The organism is Streptomyces sp. NPDC025793 (genome assembly GCF_055558375.1).
The window spans coordinates 178,388-190,694 of sequence record NZ_JBVHMR010000005.1 but is presented as its reverse complement, the minus strand read 5'-3'; the positions used below and the strand labels follow the sequence as shown (position 1 = coordinate 190,694).

Genomic DNA, 12,307 nt, shown 5'->3' with positions numbered 1-12,307 from the left:
ATGCGCTACATCATCATCGGGGCGGGAGCGGTCGGCGGAAGCGTCGGCGGGCGGCTCGCCCAGGCCGGGCGTGAGGTCGTCCTCGTGGCCCGCGGCAGGCACCTCGCGGAGCTCGCCGCACACGGGCTCCGGCTGCTCGTCCCGGAAGGAGAGTCGAGGCACCGGCTGCCCGTCGTCGACGGGCCCGGCCCGCTCGGTGAGCTGCGCGCCGACGACGTCCTCCTCCTCGCCGTGAAGACGCAGGACACCGTCGCCGCGCTGGAGACCTGGGCCGACGTGCCCGTCGCGGGCGGCGGTACGGCGGCGCGGAGGCTGCCGCTCGTGTCCCTCCAGAACGGCGTGGAGGGCGGGCGGCTCGCACTGCGCCGCTTCCGGCACGTGTACGGCGTCTGCGTCTGGCTGCCCTCGGCCTTCGTGGAGCCCGGTGTCGTCTCCGCCGCCGGCCGCCCGCTCACCGGTGTCCTGCACCTCGGCCGCCTGCCGCACGGCACCGACGACACCGCCCGCCGTATCGCCGCCGACCTCGCGGACGCCCGCTTCGAGGCGCCCGTGGTGCCGGACGTGGCCCGCTGGCAGTACGCGAAGCTGCTCTGGAACCTCGGCACCGCCTTCGAGGCGTTGTGCGGCCCCGCCGCCGACGAGGCCGCACACGCCCTGCTCGCGCGCGTGCGCGCCGAGGGCGAGGCCGTACTCGACGCCGCCGGTATCGCGCACGCGAGCGCGGAGGAACAGCGCGCGGCGCGCGGCGACAAGGTGACCCTGGTGCCGCTGGACGGCGCCCCGCGCGGCGGCGGCTCCTCCTGGCAGTCCCTCGCCCGCGGCACCGGCACCATCGAGGCGGACTACCTCAACGGCGAGATCGTCCTGCTCGGCCGGCTGCACGGCGTACCGACCCCGCTGAACGAACTGCTCCAGCGCCTCGCGGGCCGCTTCGCCCGCGAGCACCGGGCCGCCGGCTCGATGCCGGTCGCCGAGCTGGTGCGCAGGGCGGACGAGGTCGAGGACGGGAAGGGCGCGCCGATTGGACCATGAAAGGGAGAGGTGAATCGGCCGGGACCGGGCACCAATGACCGACTGGCGTCACTGTCATGACGCACAGCGACACCGCCACCGCCCCCGCTCCGGCCCCGCCTCCGCCCCGGCCGTCGGCGCCGCCGAACCCGCCCGCACCCGCGTCGACTTCTTCTTCGACCCGGCCTGCCCCTTCGCCTGGATCACCTCCCGCCGGCTGCCGGAGGTCGAGCGGCTGCGCCCGCTCGACCTCCGGTTCCGGGCGATGAGCCTGTACCTGCACAACCCCGGCGACGAACTCCCCGACTGGTACCGGGATCTGGCGGGCCGTTCGATCGGCCCGGTGCGGGTCGCGGTGGCCGCGGCCGAGCGGCACGGCGAGCAGGTGCTGCGCGGTCTCTGCACCGCGTTCGGCACCCGGATCCACGAGCGCGGCATCGAGGACTTCGACACGGTCGTCGCCGAGTCGCCGGCCGAACCCGGGCTCCCCGCAGGCCTCGCGGCCGCCGCGCACGACCGGCGTACGACGAAGCCGTGCGCCGCAGCCACGAGTTTGGGACCGAGCCGGAGACGGGCGGCTACGTCGGCACGCCCACCCTGCACGCCGACGGCACGGTGCGGACCGGTGCTGCGCGCCGTTCCGCGCGGCGCCGAGGCGGCCGAACTCTTCGACAGCTTCCGGGTGCTGGCCCGCCACCCCGACCTGTTCGAACTCAAGCGCACCCGCACCGGCTCCCTCCGCTTCGACTGACCCGGACGCCAGTTGGCCGATAAACGCCGCTGAGGCGCCCGGAGTCCGCCCACACCTGTGACACGCGGGCCGCACCCGGCGCAGAACGAAGAGCCACCGGGTCCGACGTCACAGGGGAGCGCCGGACCCGGAGGCCTTGTACCACGTCTTCACCCCGCGGTGGCCCGGCTCCGCGAACCTCGCGACAAAATCATCGGCTTGTCCCTAGGGTCGACAGCGTGAACGGCCGGAGGGAAGCAACGGCCGGAGCGGAACGGAGCGAGGGGACGGATGAGCGGGGCGCACAGCACCGGCACCGCGCACAGCGCGGCACCCACCCCGCGCCACGCGCCCGGCCCCCCGTGTGTCCCCGGCCCGCAGGGCCCGGTCAACGGATACCGATCACCCGGATGGGTGGCGATTTTCGGCCCACTCCGCACTACCGTGACCGCCCGGCCTGCCGCCCGTCCGACGGGCCCCCGCGACGTCGGTAACGTCAGCGGTCCCTCCCCCTCACTCAAGCTCCCCTCACGGCCCCTGCGGGCCAGAAGCGAGGCCAGGACATGACCACCTACGGCTACGGCGGCCGCGGCCGCATCAGCCTCGGCGACGGCACACCGCCGGATCTGGAGACCCTCATGGCCGTCGCGGAGCGGCTCACCGCCGCGCTGCACGCCGAATACCCGGGCATCGCCGAGTACGGCGTGATCATCCAGCGTCAGTTCGAGCAGTCCGCGGAGGACGGCCTGCCGCCCAACCTGGGCCGGATCCGTTCCTCGCTGAACGAGATCGCCATCCGGGCGGGCGCCGGCACCGCCAGCCTCACCTTCACCCAGCGACTCCTGGAAGACCTCGGCCTGTGACCCGCCGGAGCCCCGCCCCCACGGGGCCGGGTGCCCTCCCCGCCGGCCGGTGCGCTCAGGCGCCCAGCGCCGCCAGCGCCGGCCGGCGGGCCGCGTCGTAGCGCTCCAGCAGCACCCGCGCCACCTCCGGCGCGGCACCCAGCACCCGCGCCCGTACGTCCGCTCCGGCCGCGCCCCGCGCGATGCGGTCCGGCAGGAAGCCGGGGGCCAGGACGTACGGCGCGACGGCGACCCGCGCGCAGCCGAGGGCCCGCAGTTCGGCGACGGCGTCCTCGGTGCGCGGCAGGGACGCGGAGGCGAACGCAGGCCGCACGGCGCACCAACCGGTGTGCCGCCACTCCCGCGCGATGTCTGCGATCACTGCGATCGCCTCCGGGTCGGAGGACCCCGCCGAGGCCAGCACGACCCCGGTCGAGGACTTGTCGGCGGGGGTCAACCCCGCCTCGTACAGCCGCCGTTCCAGTGCGGACAGCAGCAGCGGCGACGGGCCGAGCACGTCCGCCTGCCGGATCCGCAGCCGCGCAGGGGCGTCCCGCAGCACGGCCGGGATGTCGGCCTTCGCGTGGAAGGCGCGCGTCAGCAGCAGCGGCAGGGCGACGACGTCCCGTACCCCCTCCGCCGCCAGGGACTCCAGCACCCCGTGCACCGACGGCACGTTGAAGTCCAGGAACCCGGTCTCCACGCGCAGCCCCGGACGCAGCGACCGCACCCGCTCCACCAGCGCGTGCACGGTCGCCGCGTGCCGCGGATCGCGGCTGCCGTGGGCGATGACGAGAAGGACCGGGGCGCGCATCTCAGCCCTTCACCAGCAGACCGCGGCTGCGGAGCACCCACCGCTCCAGCGGGCTGAAGATCAGCAGGTCGATCGCGACGCCGACGAACAGGATGAGCAGGATGGCCTCGAACACCATGGCCATGTCGCTGGCGTTGCGGCCGTTCTCCAGCAACTGGCCGAGGCCCACACCCAGATCGGGAAAGGACGCGATGATCTCGGCGGCCATCAGCGAACGCCACGAGAACGCCCAGCCCTGCTTGAGCCCCGCCACGTAGCCGGGCATCGCGGCGGGCAGCGTCACGTGCCAGACGCCCTTCAGACCCGTCGCGCCCAGCGTGCGGCCGGCCCGCAGGAACAGCGGCGGCACCTGGTCGACGCCGGACACCAGACCGTTGGCGATCGACGGGACCGCACCGAGCAGGATCACCGCGTACATCATCGAGTTGTTCAGGCCCAGCCAGATCACGGCCGGCGGCACCCACGCCACCGACGGCAGCGACTGCAGACCGGACAGGATCGGGCCGATGGCCGCGCGCACGAACTTCGCCCGGGCCACCAGCAGCCCCAGCGGGGTGCCGATGACCAGGGCCAGCGCGAAGCCGAGCAGACCGCGCGAGACGCTGGTCCAGATGTAGCCGAGCAGCGTGCCCTGGAGCCAGGCCTCCTTGAAGGCGCCGCCGACGGCCGCCGGCGAGGGCAGCTTGGTCGGGTTGTTCACGACCGGATACAGCAGGGCCCACACCGCCAGGACCACCGCGATGGCGACGATGGGCGGCAGGATCTTGTTCACGAACGTCTGCCGGAACGGCGGACGGCCCGTGGTGGTGGTCTCCAGCGCGTCGAGGCCCGCCTCGACGCTCCCGGCGTCCTGGCCCGGCGCGTCCTGGGCCGGTGTCGTCTCAGTGCTGGCCATGACGGCGGATCTCCCCCCGCAGTACATCGGTGATCTCAAGGGACAGTTCGGCGACGGGGGCGTCCTCGATGCGCCGCGGCTGCGGGATGTCCACGCTCCACTCGTGCGCGATCCGGCCCGGCCGCGAGGACAGCAGCACGACCCGCTGGGCGAGCCGGACCGCCTCGCGCACATTGTGCGTGACGAACAGCACGGACAGGCCCGTCTCCGCCCAGATCCGGGTCAGCTCGTCGTGCAGCACGTCCCGGGTGATGGCGTCCAGCGCCGAGAACGGCTCGTCCATCAGCAGCAGGTTGCTCTCCTGGGCGAGCGCGCGGGCCAGCGCGGCCCGCTGCCGCATGCCGCCCGACAACTCGTGGACGCGCTTGCCGTGCGCGCCCTTCAGCCGGACCAGAGCGAGCAGCTCCTCGGCCCGCTCGCGCCGCTCCGGCTTCGCGACTCCCCGGAGCTTCAGGGCGAGTTCGATGTTCTTGCCCGCGGTCAGCCACGGGAACAGCGCGTGCTCCTGGAACATCAGGGCCGGACGCCCGTCCGTCGTGATGGCGCCGGCGGAGGGCCGATCGAGCCCCGCCACCAGGTTCAGCAGCGTGGACTTGCCGCAGCCCGAGGCCCCCAGGAGGGTGACGAACTCGCCCGGAGCGACATCGAGGCTGATGTCGTCCAGCACGAGCTGCTGCCCGCCCGGAGTCGGAAAAGACTTCGAGACATGCTCAAGACGCGCCGCGTACTGCGTCGTTTCGGCGGCCTTGGCGAAGGTCGTGGCCATGGTCGTCACCTCCTGGGGACCGGTCGAGACCTGCGTCAGCTCGTGCCGAGACCGGCCGCGTCGACCGTGCTCGCGCCCTCGGCCTTGAGAACCTTGTTGAGGATCGTGAGGTCGTAGATGCCCTTCAGGTCGGGCTGCTTGAGCAGACCGGCCTTCACGGCGTGCTGCGCCTCGGTGTCGAGCGTGGCGGCCAGCGGGTCGTCGGTGAACCGGATCGACTTCCACGCGGGGTCCAGGACCTTCGCCGGCAGCGCCTTGCCGGAGTCCTCCGCCAGCTGCTTGTTCGCCGCCGCCTGCGCCTGGTCCGGGTTGGCGTTGATCCACTTGTTGGCCTCGACCGAGGCCTTCAGCACCGCCTCGACCGCCTTCGGGTGCTCCTTCAGGAACGACTGCCGCACGATGATGTTCGTGATCACGAACTTCTTGTCCGGCCACAGCGACGACTCGTCCAGCAGCACCTTGCCACCCTCGGCGACCAGCTTCGACGCGGTCGGCTCCGGCACCCAGGCGCCGTCGATCGAGCCGTTCGCGAAGGCGTCCGGGGTCACCTTGTTGTCGGTGCGCACGACCGACACATCGCCCTTGCCGCTCTGCGCGTCGACCGTCCAGCCCTGCTCCGCGATCCAGTTGAGGAACGCCACGTCCTGCGTGTTGCCCAGCTGCGGGGTCGCGATCTTCTTGCCCTTGACGTCCTTGAGGGACGTGATCTTCTTCGGGTTCACGACCAGCTTCACCCCGCCGGACGCCGAACCGCCGATGATCCTCAGGCTCTTGCCGTCCGACTTGGTGTAGCCGTTGATCGCGGGGGAGGGGCCGATCCAGCCGATGTCGATGGACCCGGAGTTCAGTGCCTCGATCTCGGACGGACCGGCGTTGAAGAGCGCGTAGTCCGCCGTGGTGGCACCCAGTTCCTTCTGGAAGATGCCCTGCTGACGGGCGACCAGTGCGGTGCCGTGGGTCAGGTTGCCGAAGTAGCCGATCCTGACGGAGCCGAGTCCGTCGATCTTCTTCGCGCCGGCGGCGACCTTCGCGGTGTCTTCCTTGTGCGCCGTGGATCCGTAACCGCAGGCGGCGAGGGTGAGGAGGGGGAGCGTGGCTATCACCGCAAGGCTGCGGCGGAAGGCGGTTGTTGCAGGCACGGGAGGTGTTCCTCTCGGAGGCCCGGCGGTCACGGGCTCTCAGGTCGTGGCCGGGAGGTCGGCAGGTTTTCGTCTACGGCGGTGGGGGGTGAGGGCGCGCAAGCGGTGCGCGTACGTCAGCGCACACATCGGGCCACTCCGCCCTGCCCGCTGCCGAGGGCGCCGCTGCCGACGCGGCCGCCCTCCTTGGCGAACGTCGAGTACACGTCGGGGGAGTTCATGGTCAGAAGTCCCATCCGTCCTCGTCGGCCCGGTCCTTGACCGGTTCCGGGGCCGCGAACGACTCGCCGACCATGCCCGCGGTGAGCGTGGTGCCGTCGGCCGGGTCGATCAGGATGAAGGAGCCGGTGCGGCGCGAGTCGGCGTAGGAGTCGACCGGCAGCGGCTCGGCGGTACGGATCTTCACCCGGCCGATGTCGTTGGCGACGAGCTGTCCCGGGTGCGGGTGCAGGGACAGGTCGTCGAGCGTGAGTCGGGACGGGATGTCCTTCACGATCGCCTTGACCGTGCGGGTGCCGTGCTTGAGCAGCACCCGGTGCCCGACGGTCAGCGGCGCGTCGGCCACGTGGCAGACGGTCGCGTCCACGTCCTGGGTGGTGGCCGGCGCGTCCTTGGTCGGCACGATGAGGTCGCCGCGCGAGACGTCGACGTCGTCCTGGAGCAGCAGGGTCACCGACTGCGTCGTCCATGCCACGTCGACCGGCTCGCCCAGCAGGTCGATGCCGGAGATCCTCGTGGTCCGGCCGGACGGCAGGATCGTGACCTGTTCGCCGACCCGGAAGGTGCCGGCCGCGATCTGGCCCGCGTAGCCCCGGTAGTCCGGGTGTGCGGCGGTCTGCGGCCGGATCACGTACTGCACGGGCAGCCGGGCGTGGCAGTGCGCCAGGTCATGGCTGACCGGCACGGTCTCCAGGTGCTCCAGGACGGTCGGGCCGCCGTACCAGTCCATGTTCGCGGACGGCTCCACCACGTTGTCACCGGCGAGCGCCGAGATCGGGATGGCGGTGACCTCGGGGACGCCCAGCTCGGTCGCGTACGCCGTGAACTCCTCGGCGATCGACGCGAACACCGCCTCCTCGTAGGCGACGAGGTCCATCTTGTTGACCGCGAGGACCACGTGCGGCACGCGCAGCAGCGCGGCGATCGCCGCGTGCCGGCGGGTCTGCTCGACCACGCCGTTGCGGGCGTCGACGAGGATCACCGTCAGCTCGGCCGTGGAGGCGCCGGTGACCATGTTCCGCGTGTACTGCACATGGCCGGGCGTGTCGGCCAGGATGAACCGGCGCCGGGGCGTGGCGAAGTAGCGGTACGCCACGTCGATCGTGATGCCCTGCTCCCGCTCGGCGCGCAGGCCGTCGGTGAGCAGGGCGAGGTCCGGCGCGTCCTGGCCGCGGCTCGCGGAGGCACGCTCCACGGCCTCCAGCTGGTCGGCGAGGACCGACTTGGAGTCGTGCAGCAGCCGTCCCACCAGGGTGGACTTGCCGTCGTCGACGGAGCCGGCGGTGGCGAACCGCAGCAGGGTGGTGGCCGAGAGCGCCTCGGTCGTGGTCGTGCTCATGGCTAGAAGTACCCCTCGCGCTTGCGGTCTTCCATCGCGGCCTCGGACAGCTTGTCGTCGGCGCGGGTCGCGCCCCGCTCGGTGAGCCGGGAGGCGGCGATCTCGGCGATCACGGCGTCCAGCGTGGTGGCGTCGGAGTCGACGGCACCGGTGCAGGACATGTCACCGACGGTCCGGTAGCGCACGAGCCGCTTCTCGACCCTCTCGCCGTCCTTCGGACCGCCCCACTCACCGGCGGTCAGCCACATGCCGGAGCGCGCGAACACCTCGCGCTCGTGCGCGAAGTAGATCTGCGGCAGCTCGATGCCCTCGCGTTCGATGTACTGCCACACGTCCAGCTCGGTCCAGTTGGACAGCGGGAAGACCCGGACGTGCTCGCCCGGGGCGTGCCGGCCGTTGTACAGATTCCACAGCTCGGGGCGCTGGCGGCGCGGGTCCCACTGGGAGAACTCGTCGCGCAGCGAGAACACCCGCTCCTTGGCGCGCGCCTTCTCCTCGTCACGGCGCCCGCCGCCGAAGACCGCGTCGAACTTCTCGCTCTGGATCTTCTCCGTCAGCGGCAGCGTCTGCAGCGGGTTACGAGTGCCGTCGGGACGTTCCTTCAGCACACCCTGGTCGATGTAGTCCTGGACGGAGGCCACATGGAGGCGCAGCCCATGGGCGGCCACCACACGGTCCCGGTACTCAAGGACCTCCGGGAAGTTGTGTCCCGTGTCCACATGCAGCAGCGAGAACGGCACCGCGGCCGGCGCGAACGCCTTCAGCGCCAGGTGCAGCATGACGATGGAGTCCTTGCCCCCGGAGAACAGGATCACCGGGTTCTCGAACTCGCCCGCCACCTCACGGAAGATGTGCACCGCCTCGGACTCCAGCGCGTCCAGATGCGACAGGGCGTACGGGCTGCCCGTACCGTCCTTCACCGTGGCGACCGTCGTCATGCTGCGCCCCTTTCGTTCTCCCCCAGACTCCGTCCGGGGGCACCCCCATCTCCGCTCGCGCGGCGCAGAGGTGCGGCCACTGTCGTCGGCTGCGGCTGAGTGGCCGCGCGCGCGTCGCTCACAGCAGTCCCCTCTCGCTCAGCAGGGCGTACACGGAAGCCGCGGACTCCTGCACGGTCTGGTGGTGCGACTCGATCCGCAGATCCGGGGTCTCGGGCTCCTCGTAGGGGTCGTCGACCCCGGTGAGCCCGGTCAGCTCGCCCGCGGCCTGCTTGGCGTACAGCCCCTTCACGTCGCGGACGCTGCACACGTCGACCGGGGTCGCCACGTGGATCTCCAGGTACGGCGTGGTGTTCTCGGCGTGCCGCTTGCGCACCGCCTCCCGGCTGTCCGCGTACGGCGCGATCACCGGCACCAGCGCCGTGACGCCGTTGCGGGCGAGCAGTTCGGCGACGAAGCCGATGCGCTGCACGTTGGTGTGCCGGTCCGCGCGGCTGAAGCCGAGGCCGGCCGAGACGAACTCGCGGATCTCGTCGCCGTCGAGCACCTCGACGCGGTGGCCCTCGCCGCGCAGCCGGCCGGCCAGCTCGTACGCGATGGTGGTCTTGCCTGCGCTCGGCAGACCCGTGAGCCAGACGGTGGCTCCGGTCGTCACGTGGTTCTCCTGGGTCGAGTCGTTCGAGTCGTTCGAGTCGTTCGTCATCCGTGCAGTCCGCACTCGGTCTTGGCGCGGCCCGCCCAGCGGCCGGCCCGCGCGTCCTCGCCCGCGAGGACCCGGCGGGTGCAGGGGGCGCAGCCGATGGAGGCGTAGCCGTCCGTCAGCAACGGGTTGGTGAGGACGCCGTGTTCGGCGACGTAGGCGTCCACGTCGTCCTGCGTCCAGCGGGCGATCGGGGAGATCTTGACCTTCTGCCGCTTCTCGTCCCAGCCGACCACCGGGGTGTTCGCCCGGGTCGGGGACTCGTCGCGGCGCAGGCCGGTCGCCCAGGCCCGGTAGCCCTTCAGGCCCTCCTCCAGCGGCCGCACCTTGCGCAGGGCGCAGCACAGGTCGGGGTCGCGGTCGTGCAGCTTCGGTCCGTACTCGGCGTCCTGCTCGGCGACCGTCTGCCTCGGGGTGAGCGTGATGACGTTGACGTCCATCACGGCCTCGACGGCGTCCCGGGTGCCGATGGTCTCCTCGAAGTGGTAGCCGGTGTCGAGGAAGACGACATCCACGCCCCTGCGCACCCGGGAGGCGAGATGGGCGACCACCGCGTCCTCCATGGACGAGGTGACGCAGAAGCCGGGGCCGAAGATGTCCACCGCCCACTGGAGGATCTCCAGCGCGGAGGCGTCCTCCAGGTCCCGGCCCGCCTGCTCGGCGAGCGCCTTCAACTCCTCGGCGGTACGCTGGTCCTGAGCCGTCGTCATATCCGCTCGTCCCCTCCGTGGTCGGCTCGCTGGAGTCCCCGGGCCAGCAGCCCGAGGAACTTCAGCTGGAATGCGCGGTTGCACGCCCCGCATTCCCAGGCGCCGTGACCCTCCTCGTGCGGCCGCAGGTCCTCGTCACCGCAGTAGGGGCAGTAGAAAGGCGCGGCGCGCTCGCTCATGACAGTGCCTCCTCGGAGGCGCGGACGGCCCAGGCGGCGAACCGCTCGCCGTTCTCGCGCTCGGCCTGGAAGCGCTTCAGCACCCGCTCGATGTAGTCGGGCAGTTCCTCCGCGGTGACCTTCAGGCCGCGCACCTTGCGGCCGAAGCCGGCCTCCAGACCGAGGGCGCCGCCGAGGTGCACCTGGTAGCCCTCGACCTGCTCGCCCCGGTCGTTCAGGATCAGCTGGCCCTTGAGGCCGATGTCCGCGACCTGGATCCGGGCGCAGGCGTTCGGGCAGCCGTTGAGGTTGATGGTGAGCGGCTCGTCGAAGTCGGGCAGACGGCGCTCCAGTTCGTCGATCAGCGTCGAGCCGCGCTGCTTGGTCTCGACGATCGCGAGCTTGCAGAACTCGATGCCGGTGCAGGCCATGGTGCCGCGCCGGAAGGAGGACGGCCGGGCGGTGAGGTCCAGCGCGTCGAGCCCTTCGACCAGCGACTCGACCTTGTCCTCGTCGACGTCGAGGACGATCATCTTCTGCTCGACCGTGGTGCGGACCCGGCCGGAGCCGTGCGCCTCGGCGAGGTCGGCGATCTTCGTCAGCGTGGCGCCGTCGACCCGGCCGACCCGCGGGGCGAAACCGACGTAGAACCGGCCGTCCTTCTGCCGGTGCACGCCGATGTGGTCGCGCCACTGCTGGGCCGGCTGCTCGGGGGCGGGCCCGTCGATCAGCTTGCGCCCGCCCAGGTACTCGTCCTCCAGCACCTGACGGAACTTCTCCGCGCCCCAGTCCGCGACGAGGAACTTCAGCCGGGCGCGGTTGCGCAGCCGTCGGTAGCCGTAGTCACGGAAGATCGAGACGACGCCCTCGTGGACGTCCGCGACCTCCTCCAGCGGAACCCAGGCGCCGAGCCGCACGCCCAGCTTGGGGTTGGTGGACAGACCGCCGCCGACCCAGACGTCGAAGCCCGGGCCGTGCTCGGGGTGCCGTACGCCGACGAAGGCCACGTCGTTGATCTCGTGCACGACGTCCATCAGCGGCGAGCCGGAGATGGCCGTCTTGAACTTGCGGGGGAGGTTCGAGTACGCCGGGTTGTTCAGGACCCGGCGCTTCATCTCCTCCAGCGCCGGGGTGGCGTCGATGATCTCGTCCTCGGCGATGCCCGCCACCGGGGAGCCGATCATCACGCGCGGGGTGTCGCCGCAGGCGGTCACGGTGGACAGGCCCACGCCCTCCAGCCGCTCCCAGATCTCGGGCACGTTCTCGATCTGGATCCAGTGGTACTGGACGTTCTGCCGGTCGGTGATGTCGGCGGTGCCGCGCGCGAACTCCTGCGAGATCTCGCCGATCACGCGCAGCTGCCGCGTGGTGAGGGCGCCGCCGTCGATGCGCACCCGCATCATGAAGTAGCGGTCGTCCAGCTCCTCCGGCTCCAGCACCGCGGTCTTGCCGCCGTCGATCCCGGGCTTGCGCTGGGTGTACAGACCCCACCAGCGCATCCGGCCGCGCAGATCGCTCGGGTCGATCGAGTCGAAACCGCGCTTGGAATAGATCGTCTCAATGCGTGTCCGCACATTGAGACCGTCGTCGTCCTTCTTGACCTGCTCGTTCCCGTTGAGCGGGGTGAAGTGCCCCGCGGCCCACTGACCCTCGCCGCGGTGACGGCTCACCTTGCGGCGCGGCGCGGAGGCGGCGGGGTTCTGTGGGGTGGCGGCCATGGTTCTACGTCCTTCGGGACAGACGGGAAGGGGCTCTGACCTGCGCATGAGCGCGCATGCGGGCATGCTCGCGCGGCATTGCGCGGCAGAAATCAGGTGCGGGGAAGTGCGGCGGTGCTGGTGGGCTCAGCTCGCCGGACAGATGGCGCTGGACATGCGGCCGAGGTCGACGTGCCGCCGACTCACCAAGGCAATTCCAGTTCCAGACATGACGGAAGCGTGTCACGGCGATCTGGACACAGTCCAGCTTTATCCATCATGCGGACATCCTTGTCCCGAAATATGGAACACGGGTGTCGTCGCTCACATGCGCCGCCGAAGGCTTGTC

At 71.4% G+C, this 12,307-nt stretch carries 14 protein-coding genes; 3 read left to right on the top strand and 11 right to left on the bottom strand.

What is annotated here, in order from left to right; genetic code table 11:
* The 3 genes from ACZ4MF_RS13210 to ACZ4MF_RS13200 all read left to right on the top strand — a co-directional run bounded on the left by ACZ4MF_RS13210 (position 1) and on the right by ACZ4MF_RS13200 (position 2,604).
* The gene (locus ACZ4MF_RS13210) at positions 1-1,032 is read left to right on the top strand and encodes a ketopantoate reductase family protein (protein ID WP_467492116.1); all 1,032 of its coding nucleotides are present in this window, start codon (positions 1-3) and stop codon (positions 1,030-1,032) included.
* A 34-nt stretch (positions 1,033-1,066) separates the two neighbouring features.
* On the top strand, positions 1,067-1,762 hold the full coding sequence (locus ACZ4MF_RS13205) for a mycothiol-dependent nitroreductase Rv2466c family protein (protein ID WP_467492115.1): 696 nt from the start codon (positions 1,067-1,069) through the stop codon (positions 1,760-1,762).
* Between the two features lie 542 nt (positions 1,763-2,304).
* Positions 2,305-2,604: a hypothetical protein gene (locus ACZ4MF_RS13200; protein WP_467492114.1), complete on the top strand. Its 300-nt coding sequence runs from the start codon at positions 2,305-2,307 to the stop codon at positions 2,602-2,604.
* A gap of 55 nt (positions 2,605-2,659) precedes the next feature.
* On the opposite strand, the gene ACZ4MF_RS13195 is transcribed toward ACZ4MF_RS13200, so the two are convergent.
* The 11 genes from ACZ4MF_RS13195 to ACZ4MF_RS13145 form a co-directional block, all read right to left on the bottom strand.
* Positions 2,660-3,397 (bottom strand): sirohydrochlorin chelatase, encoded by a 738-nt coding sequence (locus ACZ4MF_RS13195; RefSeq protein WP_467492113.1) that lies wholly within the window; start codon positions 3,395-3,397, stop codon positions 2,660-2,662.
* A gap of 1 nt (position 3,398) precedes the next feature.
* Complete coding sequence (locus ACZ4MF_RS13190; protein WP_467492112.1) at positions 3,399-4,292, bottom strand: ABC transporter permease; 894 nt, start codon at positions 4,290-4,292, stop codon at positions 3,399-3,401.
* On the bottom strand, positions 4,279-5,058 hold the full coding sequence (locus tag ACZ4MF_RS13185; RefSeq protein WP_467492111.1) for an ABC transporter ATP-binding protein: 780 nt from the start codon (positions 5,056-5,058) through the stop codon (positions 4,279-4,281). The genes ACZ4MF_RS13190 and ACZ4MF_RS13185 overlap by 14 nt, the downstream gene beginning before the upstream one ends.
* Before the next feature lie 35 nt (positions 5,059-5,093).
* Positions 5,094-6,197, bottom strand: a complete 1,104-nt coding sequence (locus ACZ4MF_RS13180) for an aliphatic sulfonate ABC transporter substrate-binding protein (protein ID WP_467492110.1) — start codon at positions 6,195-6,197, stop codon at positions 5,094-5,096.
* Positions 6,198-6,420: 223 nt separating this feature from the next.
* Positions 6,421-7,755 carry a sulfate adenylyltransferase subunit 1 gene (locus ACZ4MF_RS13175; protein WP_467492109.1) on the bottom strand — a complete coding sequence of 445 codons (1,335 nt, stop codon included), beginning with the start codon at positions 7,753-7,755 and terminating at the stop codon, positions 6,421-6,423.
* A gap of 2 nt (positions 7,756-7,757) precedes the next feature.
* Complete coding sequence (gene cysD, locus ACZ4MF_RS13170) at positions 7,758-8,693, bottom strand: sulfate adenylyltransferase subunit CysD (protein ID WP_467492108.1); 936 nt, start codon at positions 8,691-8,693, stop codon at positions 7,758-7,760.
* A 118-nt stretch (positions 8,694-8,811) separates the two neighbouring features.
* Complete coding sequence (gene cysC / locus ACZ4MF_RS13165) at positions 8,812-9,396, bottom strand: adenylyl-sulfate kinase (protein WP_467492107.1); 585 nt, start codon at positions 9,394-9,396, stop codon at positions 8,812-8,814.
* Complete coding sequence (locus ACZ4MF_RS13160) at positions 9,393-10,103, bottom strand: phosphoadenylyl-sulfate reductase (protein ID WP_467492106.1); 711 nt, start codon at positions 10,101-10,103, stop codon at positions 9,393-9,395. Before ACZ4MF_RS13160 ends, cysC begins: the two co-directional genes overlap by 4 nt.
* Positions 10,100-10,282, bottom strand: a complete 183-nt coding sequence (locus ACZ4MF_RS13155; RefSeq protein WP_365871853.1) for a hypothetical protein — start codon at positions 10,280-10,282, stop codon at positions 10,100-10,102. The genes ACZ4MF_RS13160 and ACZ4MF_RS13155 overlap by 4 nt, the downstream gene beginning before the upstream one ends.
* Entirely contained in the window at positions 10,279-11,979 is a 1,701-nt protein-coding gene (locus ACZ4MF_RS13150) for a nitrite/sulfite reductase (protein WP_467492105.1), read from the bottom strand. The genes ACZ4MF_RS13155 and ACZ4MF_RS13150 overlap by 4 nt, the downstream gene beginning before the upstream one ends.
* Before the next feature lie 126 nt (positions 11,980-12,105).
* A complete protein-coding gene (locus ACZ4MF_RS13145) occupies positions 12,106-12,189 on the bottom strand; it encodes a putative leader peptide (RefSeq protein WP_309486338.1) in 84 nt (27 codons plus the stop codon).
* Positions 12,190-12,307: the final 118 nt, after the last annotated feature.